The sequence below is a fragment of the Vibrio sp. PSi01 genome, assembly GCF_054960695.1.
In genome coordinates, this window is record NZ_JBHNYN010000003.1 from 35,338 (window position 1) to 52,404 (window position 17,067).

Annotated in this window: 15 protein-coding genes, 2 pseudogenes and 1 riboswitch; of the genes and pseudogenes, 7 read left to right on the top strand and 10 right to left on the bottom strand. The window is 42.2% G+C overall.

Going from position 1 to position 17,067, the window contains the following annotated elements; translation table 11 throughout:
• Positions 1-2 precede the first annotated feature (2 nt).
• The 3 genes from ACFI6G_RS05685 (at position 3) to ACFI6G_RS05695 (ending at position 4,776) form a co-directional block, all read left to right on the top strand.
• Positions 3-1,235, top strand: a complete 1,233-nt coding sequence (locus ACFI6G_RS05685; protein ID WP_016791269.1) for an ABC transporter permease — start codon at positions 3-5, stop codon at positions 1,233-1,235.
• Entirely contained in the window at positions 1,232-2,398 is a 1,167-nt protein-coding gene (locus tag ACFI6G_RS05690) for an ABC transporter permease (protein WP_010438485.1), read from the top strand. Before ACFI6G_RS05685 ends, ACFI6G_RS05690 begins: the two co-directional genes overlap by 4 nt.
• A gap of 833 nt (positions 2,399-3,231) precedes the next feature.
• The gene (locus tag ACFI6G_RS05695) at positions 3,232-4,776 is read left to right on the top strand and encodes an alanine/glycine:cation symporter family protein (protein ID WP_010438482.1); all 1,545 of its coding nucleotides are present in this window, start codon (positions 3,232-3,234) and stop codon (positions 4,774-4,776) included.
• Between the two features lie 186 nt (positions 4,777-4,962).
• Here ACFI6G_RS05695 and ACFI6G_RS05700 read toward each other — a convergent pair whose 3' ends face one another.
• From ACFI6G_RS05700 to ACFI6G_RS05710, 3 genes are all read right to left on the bottom strand, one after another.
• Positions 4,963-5,139 (bottom strand): hypothetical protein, encoded by a 177-nt coding sequence (locus ACFI6G_RS05700; RefSeq protein ID WP_016791268.1) that lies wholly within the window; start codon positions 5,137-5,139, stop codon positions 4,963-4,965.
• Between the two features lie 275 nt (positions 5,140-5,414).
• Entirely contained in the window at positions 5,415-6,149 is a 735-nt protein-coding gene (locus tag ACFI6G_RS05705) for a chromosome segregation ATPase (protein WP_010438479.1), read from the bottom strand.
• A gap of 140 nt (positions 6,150-6,289) precedes the next feature.
• Entirely contained in the window at positions 6,290-6,448 is a 159-nt protein-coding gene (locus tag ACFI6G_RS05710; RefSeq protein WP_010438476.1) for a hypothetical protein, read from the bottom strand.
• Between the two features lie 301 nt (positions 6,449-6,749).
• A riboswitch (glycine riboswitch) is annotated at positions 6,750-6,883 on the top strand.
• A gap of 128 nt (positions 6,884-7,011) precedes the next feature.
• Here ACFI6G_RS05710 and ACFI6G_RS05715 point away from each other — a divergent pair.
• Positions 7,012-8,382: an alanine/glycine:cation symporter family protein gene (locus ACFI6G_RS05715; protein ID WP_010438473.1), complete on the top strand. Its 1,371-nt coding sequence runs from the start codon at positions 7,012-7,014 to the stop codon at positions 8,380-8,382.
• 62 nt (positions 8,383-8,444) lie between these two features.
• Here the strand turns inward: ACFI6G_RS05715 and ACFI6G_RS05720 are convergent, their stop codons facing one another.
• Positions 8,445-9,080, bottom strand: a complete 636-nt coding sequence (locus tag ACFI6G_RS05720) for a LysE family translocator (protein WP_010438470.1) — start codon at positions 9,078-9,080, stop codon at positions 8,445-8,447.
• Positions 9,081-9,377: 297 nt separating this feature from the next.
• Between ACFI6G_RS05720 and ACFI6G_RS05725 the strand changes: the two genes are divergently transcribed.
• On the top strand, positions 9,378-10,850 hold the full coding sequence (locus ACFI6G_RS05725; protein ID WP_016791266.1) for a carboxypeptidase M32: 1,473 nt from the start codon (positions 9,378-9,380) through the stop codon (positions 10,848-10,850).
• 74 nt (positions 10,851-10,924) lie between these two features.
• Here ACFI6G_RS05725 and ACFI6G_RS05730 read toward each other — a convergent pair whose 3' ends face one another.
• Both ACFI6G_RS05730 and ACFI6G_RS05735 read right to left on the bottom strand, forming a co-directional pair.
• Entirely contained in the window at positions 10,925-11,929 is a 1,005-nt protein-coding gene (locus ACFI6G_RS05730; protein WP_016791265.1) for a metal-dependent hydrolase, read from the bottom strand.
• A gap of 226 nt (positions 11,930-12,155) precedes the next feature.
• Entirely contained in the window at positions 12,156-12,965 is an 810-nt protein-coding gene (locus tag ACFI6G_RS05735; RefSeq protein WP_016783918.1) for a sulfite exporter TauE/SafE family protein, read from the bottom strand.
• 342 nt (positions 12,966-13,307) lie between these two features.
• Between ACFI6G_RS05735 and ACFI6G_RS05740 the strand changes: the two genes are divergently transcribed.
• Together ACFI6G_RS05740 and ACFI6G_RS05745 are read left to right on the top strand one after the other, a co-directional pair.
• The gene (locus ACFI6G_RS05740; RefSeq protein ID WP_010438459.1) at positions 13,308-14,285 is read left to right on the top strand and encodes a DUF1852 domain-containing protein; all 978 of its coding nucleotides are present in this window, start codon (positions 13,308-13,310) and stop codon (positions 14,283-14,285) included.
• 27 nt (positions 14,286-14,312) lie between these two features.
• Positions 14,313-15,341, top strand: a complete 1,029-nt coding sequence (locus ACFI6G_RS05745) for a methionine synthase (protein WP_010438456.1) — start codon at positions 14,313-14,315, stop codon at positions 15,339-15,341.
• Positions 15,342-15,439: 98 nt separating this feature from the next.
• On the opposite strand, the pseudogene ACFI6G_RS05750 reads toward ACFI6G_RS05745, so the two are convergent.
• The 4 genes and pseudogenes from ACFI6G_RS05750 to ACFI6G_RS05765 form a co-directional block, all read right to left on the bottom strand.
• Positions 15,440-15,707, bottom strand: a pseudogene (locus ACFI6G_RS05750) (hypothetical protein).
• Positions 15,708-15,734: 27 nt separating this feature from the next.
• Positions 15,735-16,286 (bottom strand): class IV adenylate cyclase, encoded by a 552-nt coding sequence (gene cyaB, locus ACFI6G_RS05755; protein ID WP_016791263.1) that lies wholly within the window; start codon positions 16,284-16,286, stop codon positions 15,735-15,737.
• Between the two features lie 89 nt (positions 16,287-16,375).
• Positions 16,376-16,599: pseudogene (locus ACFI6G_RS05760) on the bottom strand (hypothetical protein); the annotation flags it as partial.
• Positions 16,600-16,663: 64 nt separating this feature from the next.
• The gene (locus ACFI6G_RS05765) at positions 16,664-17,017 is read right to left on the bottom strand and encodes a YkgJ family cysteine cluster protein (RefSeq protein WP_010438450.1); all 354 of its coding nucleotides are present in this window, start codon (positions 17,015-17,017) and stop codon (positions 16,664-16,666) included.
• Positions 17,018-17,067 lie beyond the last annotated feature (50 nt).

Below are 17,067 nucleotides of genomic sequence, written 5' to 3' on the forward strand. Positions count from 1 at the left end.
CTATGTCTGCTAACTTCCGATCTACAGGCTCGCAATCAACTGAGCATCACAAAGTGACGAGCCCATTACTAAGGCAATGGGCTATTGTTCGTAAAGATAAATGGTTGTTGTCTTGCCTAACTTGGATTCCTTTACTTCTTGCTGCAAGCATTTGGCTTATATTTGCACAAGGTATCGCTCGTGATTTACCGGTGGCTGTTGTTGATCTTGAACACAGCCAAATTTCACAGCAGTTCACGCGCCTCGTTGATGCTTCACCAACACTGCAAGTCACTCAGAAATACAGCTCAGCGAGTGAAGCGGCAAAAGCGATGATCGAACGTGATATCTACGGCTATGTTGTAATACCTAAACACTTTGACCTAGATATTTACCTAGGTTTAAACCCGCAGGTATCCGTGTTCTACAACAGCCAATTTATCTTGATCGGCAAATTAGTGAACTCGGCTCTGCTACAAGCTCAAGGTACGTTTAACGCTCAACTTGAAGTGGTTAAACAACTGTCACTCGGTGATACCACAGTCCAATCAGCATTAGGCCAAGCAGTAACAGTGCAAAGCCAGATCACGCCACTGTTTAACAAGAACAGCAGTTATGCTCAGTTCTTGGTGTCTGCAGTTATTCCTGCACTGTGGCAGATCATGGTTGTGGTTGGCACGATATTAGTTTTAACGGCGAACGTTAGAGCACGTGGCCTTCAAGCTTGGTTATCCAACGCACCTATGAAGTCGCTAACCTCAACATTAATACCTTATGCTGTCTTATTTTTAATGTTTGGTATCGCGTTTAGCTTTTGGTTCTATGCTCTCTTAGACTGGCCATTTAATGGCAGCTTTGTAGCATTGACCATTGCCCAAATACTGACAGTGATCAGTTGTATCATCATGGGTTGTTTGTTTTTCTTCTTAACACTTGATCCTGCAAGGGCGATGAGTTTCGCAGGTGCCTTTACTGCACCGAGTTTCGCGTTCATGGGCATTACCTTTCCAGTGACAGACATGAACACGGCAGCTCAAATTTGGAGAAGCTTACTGCCAGTCAGCCATTACATAGAAGTACAAACGGCACAGTCTAGTTATGGCGTGAGCGCGGCACAATCTTTAATCAGCCTCTCCTCAATGTTGTGGTACGCAGTCCCTGCTTTCGTGGTGATGTTGTTGATTAAGAAACACTTGGCGCAATCACCACGATATATATCGTCAAAACAAGCAGAGCAACGAGGAGTAAAACAATGAGCTTTACTCAACTGCTGAAACAAGAACTGTTAGCGGTACTTCGCAACCCTGTTGTATTGCTCACCGTATTCGGCGGCGTGGTATTTTATTCATTCTTATATCCATTGCCTTACGCAAACCAAGTACCTCAACAGCTTAAAGCGTCCGTTGTGAATCTGGATAAGAGCCAAAGCAGCTACCAATTAGAACGTATGGTAGATGCCACCTCTCAGATCGAATTGGTACGTCGAGATTCCTCTATCGCCGATGCTAAACAAGCCGTACTTAATCAGGAGATTGGCGGATTTCTCGTCATTCCAGAAGACTTCTATAAAGACTTGCTGCTCGGTAAAAGCCCGACGCTTTCTTATGCTGGTGACGCATCTTACTTCTTGGTCTACGGGACAATTGTTGAAGGCCTAGCTAAGGCAGGAGGCACGTTAGCTGCGCAAGTTAAGGTTAGTCACTTGTTAGTCGAAGGTGTGCCTTTAGAATCCGCTGCCAAAGGCTACAGTGCATTTAGCTTAAACCTAAAACCAACCTTCAATAGTCGCATGGGATACATTGATTACGTGGTTCCTGCTGTTTTTGTGTTGATCCTGCAACAAACCTTAGCCATGGCTTCAGGTTTAGTTGGTGCAACCCAAAACGCGCAATCAACGTTTGGCTATTGGAGTAAGATCTCTTCGGCGAAACTGATACTTGCTCGTTGTTGTACATTAATCGGCATCTATTACTTGTTATCGATGTATTACTTCGGTGCAAGCTTTTCGATGTATGGGATAAATTTGCTCGCCTCAATGACACAAATTTTGACCTTACTACTGCCCTTCTTATTGGCCAGTTGTTTAGTCGGGATTCTTATCGGTGAGTTGGTTCCAAGAAGAGAATTAGTCACGGTCGTAGTGTTAATTAGCTCAATGCCACTCATTTTCTCTTCAGGCTTTATTTGGCCAGTTGAGATGATGCCTGAGTGGTTAGTACTACTATCACAGTTATTCCCGAGCACACCTGCAATCCAAGGTTTCTTAGCGCTTAATCAGATGGGTGCATCTTGGCAAGAAATAGCACCTCAATGGACGCTGTTATGGGGACAGGTTCTACTATGGGGATCGTTATTGGCACTTAAGCTTTTTCATAAATCGAGTAAAAGCCTAAGTCGTTCAGAGGCGCCCATCACGTAGATGTGTCAATCAATGCAGTTACAAGTCCAGAAAATCGATGATTTGATTAATGGGAATGTTTAAACAACACGTTTATTGATCATCAGAAAGCAGTGACACAAAAGCTCTTATAAAGAGCTTTTTGTCTTCCTATCGGGATAGTATTTAAATAAGTAGTCCGGCGAGCTATACACAACAAAATCAACATACGCGATAAAATCAATAGCAACATTTTCATAAGTCAGTTTCAGCCTCCCCTTCATTTTCTTTCATCTTTCATCTTTCATCTTTCATCTTTCATCACCCATGATGAAAGCTCGAAAGTCTCAAGCCACTAACTTATCAACTTTTTATCTCTTTTAAACATCCAAATTGCTGTGAGCTTCATATTTGGGTCATAAGCATGACCACCAATTATCAAAACCTTACGAGGTCCACTCAGCGGCAGGTTAATCAGAGTTTACGTATCTAGCCCACTAAGATGCTCTGCCAATAGCTTTAAAAGTCAGTCCTGTTGACTAGAAAGTGGTCATAGATCAGCAAATAATTACAAAACATGACCAAATGTAAAATTATTGTAAAAAATTCTTTAACGCCATTGCGTTTGTGTATAAGATTATCAATAAGACTTTGGTATAACCAACACCAGAGGTATTGATAACATAAACTCTATTGAAAGGATGTTCATATAAAGTGTGACCAATGTTCATATCTATTTCTTATTTTGACTTAGCTACATCCCTTTTTGTTGCTGTCTAAAGAAATAGATAAGTTATTGAACTAACGACAAATTGAAAATAAAAAATAAATTCAGTATGACAATCGAAATTTATAAAATAAAGACAGGGAAAACCATGAAAAATATACGTGAACTATTCTTGGGGTTAATCTTATTATTTAGTACCAGCGCTTTTGCAGAAGAAGCTGGATCATTTAAGCAGTCAATTAGCAATTTAAGTCAAAGTGTTGATGGCTTTTTCAACGACTACACGGGGTGGTTTGTTGGATTAATATTTAAAAGTGTACCGGTTGGAGAAGCAAACTTCCCAGTCATTGTTGGCTGGCTCTTACTCGCCGCTATTATCTTCACTGTATATTTTGGCTTTGTTCAATTTAAACGCGTTGGTATGGCCATAGACATTATTAAAGGTAAATATACCGACCCTAACACCAAAGAAGACGGGGAAGTATCCCACTTTCAAGCATTAACAACAGCGCTTTCTGGAACCGTAGGGCTTGGTAATATTGCCGGCGTTGGTGCTGCGCTTGCGATTGGTGGTCCGGGTGCGACATTCTGGATGATCTTGTGTGGCCTGCTAGGTATGGCTTCTAAGTTTTGTGAGTGTACCTTAGGTGTAAAATACCGAACTATCCTACCTTCTGGTGTTGTTTCAGGTGGTCCAATGTACTACCTAAGCCAAGGTCTAAGCGAAAGAGGATTAGGTGGATTAGGTAAAGCCCTTGCTATTGGTTTTGCGTTAATGTGTATTTTGGGTGCACTTGGTGGCGGTAACATGTTCCAAGCTAACCAAGCACATGCCATGTTAACTTACGCATTTGATGTACCGAGCGAATACGGTGTCATTACTGGCCTTGTATTAGCCGCTTTAGTTTTTTCTGTGATTGTTGGTGGTATGCCTTCGATTGCATCGGTAACGGAAAAAGTTGTTCCTTGGATGGCTGCTCTTTACATTGGTATGGCGCTCATTGTTATCGGTTCTAATCTTGATCAAGTTGGTAATGCATTTAGCGCTATCTTCTCAGGTGCATTTACTGGTGAAGGTGTTGTAGGCGGATTTATAGGTGCGTTAATCCAAGGTCTGAAACGTGCTACGTTCTCAAACGAAGCGGGTGTAGGTTCAGCGGCAATCGCTCACTCAGCAGTAAAAACGAAAGAGCCAATCACAGAAGGTCTTGTATCATTATTAGAACCATTCGTTGATACGGTAATCATTTGTACAATGACAGCATTGGTTATCACTATCGCCGGCTTGAACACTGGCCCATACGATGGAACAGGTTTAACAGGTGTAACACTGACTGCTGCATCATTTACTGAAACTGCAGAAGTGTTTAAATACACACTAGCACTCGCTGTTATCATGTTTGCATTTTCGACGATGATTTCTTGGTCATACTATGGTCTTAAGGCGTGGACTTACCTATTTGGTGAAGGCAAAACAACAGAACTAATTTTTAAAGTGATGTTTTGTGTGTTTGTTGTTATTGGTGCCACGATTCAATTCGGCGCGGTAATCGACTTCTCTGATGCGGCTATCTTTGCGATGTCTATCTTTAACATCCTTGGCCTATACTTCTTGATGCCAGTTGTGAAGAAAGAACTGCAATCATTTGTTGCTCGCGTTAAATCAGGCGAAATCAAAACTTACGAGAAGTAGTTTGTAGCAAAATGATATTGTTCTAAAACAGTCACTTCTAGGAAGTTACCCTTTTGCTTGAGAAAGCGAGAACAATAATGCTACTAATCTGGAATCCCTGCCAACTTTGTTGGTGGGGATTTTTTATGTTTGACTCAAATGAATAGTTTACTTGTGTGCTGTTAAGTAATAGCCGTCACATATAACCTATTGCTGATGATCGAGCTCCTGAGGAACTTTATTCACTCTTGCGCTTTGTGATGTCTCTTCATCAACTCTTTTCGCTAGCGCTTCAATATCTATGATTTTCGCCTCTTTAAGTGCCGAATGGCAATCATCAAAGCAATAAACTATTGGGCAGTTTTCGCATTCGTATTCATGCATTATTTCATCCTTCCTTAGACATCTATTGAGTCACGAAGTAATAGTAAACCGCGGTCTTATCCTTGAGCGCGACTATTATGCTGCTTTCTGGTTACCTAAATATGTATGCAAAGTCACCAAAAAATCAACTAATTGCATATGATAATAAATTTTAGGGGGCAATTCACAGATTGTCGCGTTAAGTAACGCAAAAACGCCCACATCTTTAACATGATGTGGGCGTTTGAATACTAGCAGTCAAACAAGTTAATTGCTGATGAGATTAAGCACTAAGCTTATAAGCCCATCTCTTCGGTTAGTGTTTTGATTTGTTTGAGGTCCATCGTATGAACTTCAATCATTTGTCTGATATCACTCAATCGAGAATTAGCATTATCTTGTTTCTCACAAGCGTCAGATTTCGCATCCCATGACGTGCCGTCTAAGAAAACATCACATGCTTGTTTCAAAGAACCAAGTTTCTGTTCGATGTCATCTCTTTCTTTCTCGAGTTTTTCAAGTTCTTGAGATATCTGTAGTTCTTTGCGAAAAAGTTCACGTGAGCGTTCAAACAAGGTGGACTGCATATCAGCCTGACGATTGAGTTTCTGATTGTCTTGTTGAGTTTTCTCTAACGCTTGTTTCTGTTCGTTTATCTGCTGTTCTAGCGAGTAGTTCGCCTTCTCCAAAACTGCAGACTGTTTCGCTAAATCTTGGAGTTCTTTTTGATGCTCTGCTGATTGTTGCTTTAGCGCAGTTTCTACTTTCGCATCGATTTCCGTGTCAACTTTTGCCACCTTAGTTTCTACTGATGTCATTAATTGCTTTTTACTTTCATTCAGTTCTTGGTAACGTGTTTCGAGTACTTGATAAGTGGACTCCCACTTTGACGCCGTGATTGTAGAACCGATCAAGCCACCTAAAGCCAGACCAATAACAGCGGCAATACCTATGTAAAGCTGACTGCGCTTATCTCGTTCTTCAATAACAACCACTTCATCTTGTTCGCTTTGTCCAGATTGCTGGTTCACTAGCGGGTACTCCCAAAAATATGTTTAACGTTACGCGGTCACTGGTACTAATTACCAATACTGATCCTATCACCTAAGTTGTCGATACATCACTTAGGTTCCATATCCACTCGTTCGCTATCATTTGAACGCAACAGCGTCTAACGAGCTAGCTCCGAAATCATCAAACTGGCGGTATATAAAAGAAAGCTGCTAACAATAACGATAACTACCCCTTTTTGTACTTTTTCGTTTGTCCGGAAACGAAACAGCACGAATGCCAAAGCCAATAAAAAAACAATCGCTATTAGTCGAGTCATAACTCCTCCTTGTTTTTCTATTTTATACCATTTAAATAAGCAAGTTACGTCAGAGTCTCGTTGTTTGATCATTTAGTTGAACAACATTTGTGCAAACAGACATTTTGTAGCTGACATCACATTTTATATGATCTAGGATACGCCTACAGATTACCTAATCATTTAGGTAATTGTTCCGATGAAGACTGCAGGAGAGTGGTTTTTAACTAAGTTTTAACATTTAGTTAGATTAACCCGCCGAAGAAGTAAATCTTTCAGGCGCTTTGTGCTGGAGAAATCCAGAAAAGTGAGGACTGTTGTTGGAGGAACCTCTGGAGAGAATCGTACTACTTTGTTGTAGAAAACGGTCGCCGAAGGAGCAAGCTTAGTGCCCATTACTTATCTATAAGTGATTCGCTAAGTGAAACTCTCAGGCAAAAGGACAGAGGAGTGGAAAGCAACAGCCTTAATTACCAGAAGAATTCTATCTAGAAATCAGTATGTATTAAGTGGTGCTATCGATCCCTGTGATCTGCACTGCCTTCCCTCTTCTCCTTAAATTTTTAATTTATTAAGGGGAATCTATGAACCACCTACAAGCTACACTACAAACCATCAACCAATTCGTTTGGGGACCACCACTGCTTATTCTGCTAGTGGGTACAGGTATCTATTTTACTTTTCGCTTAGGCCTACTCCAGTTTAGACACCTCCCAACCGCGCTAAAAATGGTATTTAGCAAAGACAAATCTGGTACAGGTGACGTATCTAGCTTCGCCGCTTTGTGTACAGCGCTTTCAGCAACTATTGGTACGGGTAATATCGTTGGTGTAGCGACCGCAATCAAGATTGGTGGCCCTGGTGCCCTATTCTGGATGTGGCTTGCTGCTGTATTTGGTATGGCGACCAAATACGCAGAATGTCTACTTGCTGTTAAATACCGTAGAACCGATAGTAATGGCGAAATGGTTGGCGGCCCAATGTACTACTTGCAATACGGTGTCGGCTCAAGAGTCTTAGCGGTGATGTTCGCTGTTTTCGCTTTGGGTGTTGCCTGCTTCGGTATTGGTACCTTCCCACAAGTTAACGCTATCTTAGACGCGACTGAAATTTCCTTTGGTGCTTCGCGTGAAATGTCTGCTGTCGTTCTTACGATATTGGTGGCAGTGGTAACCCTTGGTGGCATTCAATCTATCGCTAAGGTGGCAGGAAAAGTAGTACCTACTATGGCTATCATGTACATCGTTGCGTGTTTAAGCGTTCTGATTTCAAACGCCGATCAACTACTGAATGCTATTACCCTTGTTATCACCTCTGCATTTACCAACACAGCAGCAACGGGCGGTTTCTTTGGAGCAAGTATCATGCTTGCTATACAATCTGGCATTGCTCGTGGTGTGTTCTCGAATGAGTCAGGCCTAGGTAGTGCGCCTATGGCTGCAGCAGCGGCAAAAACGGACTCGTGCGTGAAGCAAGGCCTTATCTCGATGACAGGTACCTTCTTTGATACCATCATCATCTGTACGATGACGGGGTTAGCACTTATTTTAACGGGTGCTTGGCAAACAGACCTATCTGGTGCTGCAATGACCACTCATGCATTCGCTGTGGGTTTGAATGCCGATACTTTAGGTCCAATGTTGGTTTCTATTGGCCTGATCTTCTTCGCGTTTACAACCATCCTAGGTTGGAACTACTACGGTGAGCGTTGCGTTGTTTTCTTACTAGGTACCAAAGCAGTGTTACCTTACAAAATCATCTTCATCGCATTGGTTGCTTCTGGTGCATTCTTGAAGCTCGATATGATCTGGATAATGGCTGATATCGTGAATGGCCTAATGGCAATTCCGAACCTAATCGGACTTATCTTGCTACGTAACGTCGTCATTGAAGAAACCAAGCTATTTTTCAAACCTTTAGCTTCCTCAAATGATTGCGAAGCCGTTAGAACATAATTTAAATTGGACGATCAAAAAACCCGCATTGATATGCGGGTTTTCATTGAAACTAAATTAGCTTAGGTAGGGTCTTCCATCAAAAGCTTAACACCCAGTCCTACCAGTACCATACCAGTGACCCCTTCCATCCATTTCATGAAGCTTGCATTCTTTAACAAGTTCTTAGCCGAGTTAAGTGCGCCAGCCAAGCTACATTGCCATACCATCGCAATCATAAAGTGCACGGAAGCCATCAACATAGATTGTAGTAAAGGCGAACCTTCTGGGTTTACAAACTGAGGCAGAAAAGCCAAATAAAATACCGCCGTTTTCGGGTTCAAAACATTAGACAAGAAGCCTTCTCGCAACGAGCGTTTTGTACTGTATGCCTGTTGAGCTTGCTCACCAACATTCATTCCACCGCCGTTTTTCATCAAAGCTCGTAAACTGCTTAAACCAAGCCAAATTAGGTAAACCGCGCCTACCATTTTAACAGCTTGAAAAAGTTCAGCTGATTGAGCAAGAATCGCAGAGATCCCCACAGCAGAGAAAAACGCATGCACATAAAGGCCGCTACAAATACCAAAGCTCGTCATACAGCCATCGGCTAAGCCTGAGCGGCTAGTATTACGAATCACTAATGCCGTGTCTAAACCCGGTGTTAGCGTTAAAATAGTGATGGCAATCAGAAATGCCTCAAAGTTCAAAATATCCATATCATTATCATTCTTGTTCAGCGAGTTATCATCAATACCGTGTATCTGGATAATTCGCAAGTAACAATTGCCATTGTCTATACAACTCACTGATTTTGTGCACAATGGTACAGTCTAATTTGTTAAAAAATAGTAAATTGATGGCATCGTACTGCTTCATACTTTTAAAACTATATCTTCTACTGTGAAATACAACATTATTAAAAGCAGAGCCATAATCCAAGTACACTAGAAAAGAGTTCATGCCTTGGCCCTGCCATTAAAATCATTTAAAGAAACCAAATTAAGAGTAGTCAAATGAGCGCATTCAAAAAACTAGTCGAACACTCTCAAAAGTGTTCACGCTTTCAACATCTCGCCTCTATTTGTGGTTGGGACCAAGCTTCCATGATGCCATCTGGGGGAAACCAAGCTCGTAGTGAAGCGATGGCCGAGGTATCTGTTCATATTCACGGCCTAATGACTCAGCCACAGCTTGGTGATTGGATTTCAGCCGCTGAAAACGAAACTTTGAATAACGAACAACAATCATCTCTGCGTGAAATAAAACGCCAATGGCAACAAGCTAACCTACTTCCAGAAAAACTGGTTGAAGCAAAATCTCTCGCAGGTTCAAAGTGTGAACATGCATGGCGTAGCCAACGTGGTAACAACGACTGGGTTGGATTCGAAAAGAACTGGCGTGAAGTGGTTGAGTTATCTCGTGAAGAAGCACAAATCCGCGCAGATGCCGCTAACCTAACACCATATGATGCCATGCTTGATATCTATGAACCGGGCACTAGCTCTGCTTCACTGGATATCTTATTTGCAGACGTTAAAACCTGGCTACCAAGTTTGATAGACGAAGTAATCGAAAAGCAATCAAGCGAGCAACTTAACGCGCCATCTGGTATCTATTCGACCGAGAAACAGAAAGCACTGGGCTTAGAAGTTATGAAGCTGCTTCAGTTCGATTTCGAACACGGCCGATTAGATGAAAGTGTTCACCCATTCTGTGGCGGTGTGCCTTCTGACGTGCGTATCACAACGCGCTACGACGAAGCTGAGTTCGTTCAAAGCTTAATGGGGATCGTACATGAAACAGGACACGCACGTTACGAACAAGGCTTACCAAAACACCTAGCAGGTCAACCTGCGGGTGAAGCTCGCTCGATGGGTATCCATGAATCTCAGTCTTTGTTCTTCGAGATGCAAGTTGGTCGCAGCGACCCGTTCATTGGACATTTAGCAAACATGGCTGGTCAACAGTTCTCAGGCTCTGAATTTGAAAAAGATAACTTCCAGAAGATTTATACTCGCGTGAAGAAAGACTTCATCCGTGTTGATGCCGATGAGCTGACCTACCCAGCACACGTCATTTTACGTTACGAGATTGAGCGTGATTTGATCAACGGTAAGATCAAACACACCGATGTCCCTGAACTTTGGAACACTAAGATGCAGTCTTACCTTGGTTTAAGCACTCAAGGCAACTTCACTGATGGCTGTATGCAAGACATCCACTGGACAGACGGCGCATTCGGCTATTTTCCATCTTACACACTAGGTGCGATGTACGCGGCTCAGTTCATGGCTTCAATGAAGAAAACTGTTGATGTGAACTCTGTGATTGAAAGTGGTGATCTTTCACCTATCTTCACTTGGTTAGAATCAAATATTTGGAGCAAAGGCAGCTTGCTGACCACCGATGATTTAGTGAAAGGTGCAACCGGTGAGACTTTAAATGCGCAATACTTCAAAGATCATTTGAGAAGTCGTTACCTATAGTTTTCTATTAGACAGCAGAAAAACAAAGGCTGAGCAGATTATCTGACTCAGCCTTTTTACTGTTTAGAACTAGGTCATTTATCGCCAGTGAGCATACCGAAAAAGATCTGTCTCGATTCTGGAGTGTTATCTCTGTGCGTTTCGTATTTTACATGGGCGTTAACATCAACAGTTTTTGATAGCTTGATGCTCCATAGTGCTTTCATTTGATTCGGTACAATTGAATATCGGACGTCGATAATACGCAGCTCATCTGCTGGGTCCTGCGCAATGTAGCCATTAGAAAACCAGCGGAAGCGCTCAATGTCTTTGGCTTGTTGAGAATCAAGGTCAAGCCAAGGTAAATCCCTGCCAACGTTCAGCTTAGCGATCGACTCTCCGGGATACGTGCTTACCGATGTACCAACCCGCACTGCGTCTACGTGATAATGAGCCTCTGTTTCGTACACTACTTTCCAAACCAGAATGTTAGCAAAGCTCGGTTTTGCCTCTAATCGAATCGGCGTGTGTTGTCTTTCTTCCGCTAATTGCCACCCAATCGCCTCTGCCCTATCTCGCTGAATCATCCCTAATGTTGGGTAAACCAAAGCCCAAGTAAATGCGACACGCGCTAGCCAAGGCGCTCGTTTCAACGTTGCAAACACAAGTAAAATTAAGATGGGAAGCGTATAAACAGGATCGATTATTGATATGGTATTCCAAGCAAAACGCGCGTTGGTCAAAGGCCAAAGTAACTGCGTGCCATAAGTGGTACAAGCGTCTAACAGTGCATGAGTGCCATAACCCAGAGCACAAAACAGCCAGCTTTGTTTGAAAGAAAGCCCGCGCCTTTTTGCAATGAGATGATGCAGAGCCAAAGCACAGATCAAACTGCCAATGGGGATGAAAAAAAGTGAGTGGGTAAATTGTCGATGAAATTCCAAAGCCAACAAAGGGTCACTTTGAGACTTAATCAGTGCATCTAAATCTGGAGCCAATCCAGAGAGTAGACCTAATACCCCAGCGACAACCAAGTTCTGTTTTCTGCTTGCCGACTGTGACAAAGAAGCGCCTAATACGCCCTGCGTTAAAGGATCCATAAACCACTCATTGATAGCATTCCGTTGAATCAAACAAGATACATTTAGCTATAGCAGTGAATCGTTCATAACTAAACAGTTTTATCAATATACTCATGTACATAGCTGTATAAGCATAGACCGAGAGATAAAAAAGAGCAGTTATGAAACTGCCCTTTTCTAATTATTGGTAGTTGATCAACTTATTCGTTTTTGCTCCATATATTCATACTTGAGCGATCTTTTATTAACGAGAAACCATGCTTGCCGCGATAACCACCAACAATACTGAAAAGATTTTCTTAATCGTTGGAACCGGTAAATGGTTGGTTGCTTTTGCACCTAACGGAGCCGTAAACCAAGAAGTGCATACTATACCCAGCAACGCAGGTAGATAAACAAAACCAGCAAAACCGTCAGTTAAAGCAAAGTGGCTGCTGCCCGAACTGATATAGCCGATTGAACCAAATAACGCGATAACAATGCCACAAGCAGACGCACAACCGATGGCCTTTTTCATATCGACAGAGAAAAACGTCAACAGCGGAACCAGTAATGCACCACCACCAATGCCAATCATCGCAGACAAACCGCCCGTGATCGTTGTCAGGACGGTTAAGATGCCCTTATTTGGCAGTTTTCTTTCTTTAGGCGCGTCGTTTTTGCTGCTTAAGAACATCTTTATTGCGATAAGAACCACACTCACTGCAAACACAATACGAACAACTTTTTCTGGCAACAGAGCCGCCATAAAGCCACTAACCAGTGCACCCAGTGCAACACCGAGCATGATCCAAGGCGCCAGATCCCAAGGCACGTTTCCATTCTTGTGGTGAGCAAGCGCAGAAGAAGTAGAAGTAAATAGAATCGAGGCCAAGGAAGTCGCAATCGCAGCGACAACAACTTGATCGGACGGTAGAACTTCTAAATAAAGTAAAATGCTGCTTAACACCGGAACAATGATCAGCCCTCCGCCAATCCCTAACAAACCAGCTAGAAACCCAACACCACTGCCTAATAGTGCACAGTATAAAATCAACAACAGCAACTCACTCATTTCGTCCATCTCTTAATTAAATTAATCGTCTCAAATAACATACTTTTAATGTGGTTATATATCCATCATGCTAATTAATATAACTGACACCAGCTCAAATTTTCAAACATAATAGATCATGAATATTCCTCATGTTGAATGTGAAGTAATACCATTATTAATCACCCATTGAACAACGTATAAAAACCTTAAGCGATTAACTTTATATGAAATTAATTCTAATAAGCATTAATTTAAGACAGCATAGCCTTCGATTCTTAATCCGGTCACAAGCAAAAAATAAAAGCCGTTTTAATACTAAAGACCGAGAGAATCAGAAAAAAATTGGGATACTAAATCAGCATGAATAAAGAATTTAATTTTACGATTAAAAGCATTAGCCTCGACGAAAATTACCAACCAGCAGATAGCACGCGCATCACCACCAACTTTGCGAACTTAGCGAGAGGCGATAACCGCCAATCTAACTTACGCAACGCGCTACAGATGATTGACAACAGTTTCAACGCCTTAGCACATTGGGACAACCCAAAGGGCGACCGCTACTCTGTAGAGCTTGAAATCGTTTCTGTTGATATGGATATTGAGAGTAGTGGCGAAGCGTTTCCTTCAATTGAAGTGCTGAAAACAAACATTCTTGATCAAAAAACTGGCGAGAGAATAGAAGGTATTGTGGGAAATAACTTCTCTTCGTATGTTCGAGATTATGACTTTAGCGTACGTCTATTGGATCATAATAAAGGCCAAGATAAATTCAGCATTCCAGAAGATTTTGGGGATTTACACGGCAAGCTTTTTAAATATTTCGTTAACTCTGACGCTTACAAAAAGAACTTTAATAAACCACCTGTTATATGCTTAAGCGTATCAGATAATAAAACCTATTACCGCACTGAAAACCAACACCCAGTATTAGGTTTTGAATACCAACCGAATGAGTCTTCTTTAACTGAGCAATATTTCAAGAAGATGGGCTTACAAGTTCGTTATTTCATGCCACCAAATAATGTTGCTCCTCTGGCTTTCTATTTCTTTGGTGATCTACTTAACGATTACTCCAACCTAGAACTTATCAGCACCATCAGCACTATGGGTACGTTCCAGAAAATCTACCGTCCTGAGATTTACAACGCGAACGCGGTTGCGGGCAACTGTTACCAACCAAACTTGAAAAACTTGGACCACTCGCTAACTCAAATCGTGTATGACCGAGAAGAGCGCAGCAAACTCGCAATAGAGCAAGGTAAGTTCGCTGAAGAAAATTTCATTAAGCCATACCAATCAGTTCTAGAGAACTGGTCTGCAAATTACGCACTTTAGTCCCACCTGAATTAGGCAGTATTAAATATGAAAACACTATTACCGACTTCAACAGCGGGCAGTTTGCCGAAACCGTCTTGGCTTGCACAACCAGAGACGCTTTGGTCGCCATGGAAACTGCAAGGCGATGAACTAACAGACGGCAAACAAGATGCGCTGCGTGTCTCCCTGCACGAGCAGCAGCAAGCAGGCATTGATATTGTGAGCGACGGCGAACAAACACGTCAGCACTTTGTAACGACCTTCATCGAACACTTGAATGGCGTTGATTTTGAAAAGCGTGAAACCGTTAAAATCCGCAACCGTTATGATGCGAGTGTGCCTACAGTAGTTGGCCCAGTTTCTCGTCAGAAGTCCGTTTTTGTCGAGGATGCTAAATTTTTACGTCAGCAAACGGACCAACCAATTAAATGGGCTCTGCCGGGGCCGATGACTATGATAGATACGCTTTACGATGCGCATTACAAAAGCCGTGAAAAGCTCGCGTGGGAATTTGCGAAGATCCTCAACGAAGAAGCGAAAGAGCTAGAAGCTGCAGGCGTTGATATTATTCAGTTCGATGAACCTGCGTTTAACGTATTTTTTGATGAAGTGAATGATTGGGGCATCGCTTGTTTAGAAAGAGCTATTGAAGGGCTTAAGTGCGAAACAGCAGTACATATTTGTTATGGCTACGGCATTAAAGCAAATACGGATTGGAAAAAGACATTAGGCACAGAGTGGCGCCAATACGAAGAGGTATTTCCTAAGCTGCAGCAATCGAATATCGATATTATCTCTTTAGAGTGTCACAACTCTCATGTGCCTCTTGAGCTACTTGAGCTGGTTCGAGGCAAGAAAGTAATGGTCGGTGCGATTGATGTGGCTACCGATTCCATTGAAACACCAGAAGAAGTAGCGAGCACTCTACGAGAAACACTTAAGTACGTTGATGCAGACAAGCTCTACCCTTGCACTAACTGCGGTATGGCTCCCCTACCTCGTGAAATTGCCTCAGCGAAGCTTAATGCGCTAAGTGCCGGCGCAGAGATTGTACGTAAAGAGCTTTCAGCGTAACGACTTTTTAACTAAATAAGCTATGCCTTTAAGCCTAAGTATCACATTGATGCTTAGGTTTTTTGTCATGTGAGTTAACGAGCTTTAGACTCGGCCGTTTACCAGGTTTTATCTAGGTCTTGAGCATACAAAGAGATCGCTCGTTGGCACTCTTTGATTGCTTCGCTATTCGTCGTGGAAACTAAAAGCTCAAGTAACAGCGATATCGCCTGTTGCTCTTGCCTTGGTTGTCGTAAGACCACGCAATCTGCAAATGTGCTTTCGCTGCATAGTTTTCATCAGTGAGTAGCGTTGCCAATAAGTCACGAGACTCTTGATACATTTTTCTTTTCGCAATTCGATTGCTTGTTTGATAATGGTGTCCATAACTCTCCCTGACGCTTAAGCGCTGCGCTATTCGTTCATTTCTTCGAACATCTGTTTGTAAGATTGAGTTTGCAGTGCTGATTGAGTCAGCCCGAACTTACTGGCTAACAACTCAAGCTCACTTTTATAAACAGACAACTTAGATTCATCGTCCGTCATGATCGCAAATTCGGCAAACTCACCAATACCCGCAAGAGAATCGACCGTGATGTGGAACTCTCCAACAAAGTAAATACTGCGAGTTTTCTGCGCTTCAAGAATCACTTCGTAACCCAAGTTATCAAGCATACTCTTAGCATTCGACGCATCGGTGATGTTTGTCGCTTCGCATCGGTCAGACTCTGGGCCTTTTACAATCCATAGTTTGATGCCCGACGGTTCCATAGTACGAATGCACAAACTCTTGTTTTGAGCTTGTAAGCTTCTGTCTGGGCTATCGAAATACCAATCGCACTCAAAGTTATCTTGGAGCATCATTTCATGGGGAATAAGATTCAATGTCTTCAAAAACTCTGATTTAGAATCGAGACGATACTTAAGCTCTACTTCGTATTTACCCTGGAAATGGTCGTTAGTCATAAATTAGCTCGGTGCAAAAAAAGGGATAGTAGCACACCAACAGAACCTGAAATACAAACTGGCGCACAACACGAACTAAAGAAGTGGAACTATGCACGACATGCTAATACACGCTTCCATTCATCTTGGTTCATTGCCCCTTTAGGAAGGTAAATATTGCGTTTTTGCATCGCGCCTTTCGTGTATGAAAGCTTAATAACAGACCCGATACCAAAGGAAGAATATTTCCCTGTAACTTGATATCGCAAGCGTGACCATCGAAACAGACATGATTATTCGAGATTTCAAAAGAGCGATTGCGAAACTGAAAATACGAATAAGTGAGCTATCTTTGATGCTGATGTGATTGTAGTTCGATCTGTTGGCTATTGAGCCAACTACACTAAAACTTGGCGAGTGTTCCTGATGAAATAATGCACCTGACGTTCAATTTTTAAATCGACCATTTCTACTGGACGACACCCATTTGGACATGCCATACGAGGTGTTGTGCCAAACAATCGACATATTAGTGGCCTTTCTTCATACACTTCGCAACCATTAGGCCCTAAATGCACACAATTATATTCATTTAAGGCAGCTTCATGCTCTGCGTCAGATTTGACTGGTAGTCGCGACATTTCTTCAGATGAAGTCGTTACAGGCCCACAGCAATCATGGCAGCCTTTAACGCATTCAAATGCTGGAATACTCTCACGAAGGTATGCAATTATTTCTCTATTATTGTCCATCAATATCTTCTTCTCATGTAATGCGCGACCATTATAGAGCAATACATAAT

What these genes read in the sequence shown, in the direction of transcription:
- ACFI6G_RS05685 (WP_016791269.1), top strand. Translation starts at nt 3, where the DNA reads ATGTCTGCTAACTTCCGATCTACAGGCTCGCAATCAACTGAGCATCAC.
- ACFI6G_RS05690 (WP_010438485.1), top strand. Translation starts at nt 1,232, where the DNA reads ATGAGCTTTACTCAACTGCTGAAACAAGAACTGTTAGCGGTACTTCGC.
- ACFI6G_RS05695 (WP_010438482.1), top strand. Translation starts at nt 3,232, where the DNA reads ATGAAAAATATACGTGAACTATTCTTGGGGTTAATCTTATTATTTAGT.
- ACFI6G_RS05700 (WP_016791268.1), bottom strand. Translation starts at nt 5,139, where the DNA reads ATGCATGAATACGAATGCGAAAACTGCCCAATAGTTTATTGCTTTGAT.
- ACFI6G_RS05710 (WP_010438476.1), bottom strand. Translation starts at nt 6,448, where the DNA reads ATGACTCGACTAATAGCGATTGTTTTTTTATTGGCTTTGGCATTCGTG.
- ACFI6G_RS05715 (WP_010438473.1), top strand. Translation starts at nt 7,012, where the DNA reads ATGAACCACCTACAAGCTACACTACAAACCATCAACCAATTCGTTTGG.
- ACFI6G_RS05720 (WP_010438470.1), bottom strand. Translation starts at nt 9,080, where the DNA reads ATGGATATTTTGAACTTTGAGGCATTTCTGATTGCCATCACTATTTTA.
- ACFI6G_RS05725 (WP_016791266.1), top strand. Translation starts at nt 9,378, where the DNA reads ATGAGCGCATTCAAAAAACTAGTCGAACACTCTCAAAAGTGTTCACGC.
- ACFI6G_RS05730 (WP_016791265.1), bottom strand. Translation starts at nt 11,929, where the DNA reads ATGGATCCTTTAACGCAGGGCGTATTAGGCGCTTCTTTGTCACAGTCG.
- ACFI6G_RS05735 (WP_016783918.1), bottom strand. Translation starts at nt 12,965, where the DNA reads ATGAGTGAGTTGCTGTTGTTGATTTTATACTGTGCACTATTAGGCAGT.
- ACFI6G_RS05740 (WP_010438459.1), top strand. Translation starts at nt 13,308, where the DNA reads ATGAATAAAGAATTTAATTTTACGATTAAAAGCATTAGCCTCGACGAA.
- ACFI6G_RS05745 (WP_010438456.1), top strand. Translation starts at nt 14,313, where the DNA reads ATGAAAACACTATTACCGACTTCAACAGCGGGCAGTTTGCCGAAACCG.
- cyaB (WP_016791263.1), bottom strand. Translation starts at nt 16,286, where the DNA reads ATGACTAACGACCATTTCCAGGGTAAATACGAAGTAGAGCTTAAGTAT.
- ACFI6G_RS05765 (WP_010438450.1), bottom strand. Translation starts at nt 17,017, where the DNA reads ATGGACAATAATAGAGAAATAATTGCATACCTTCGTGAGAGTATTCCA.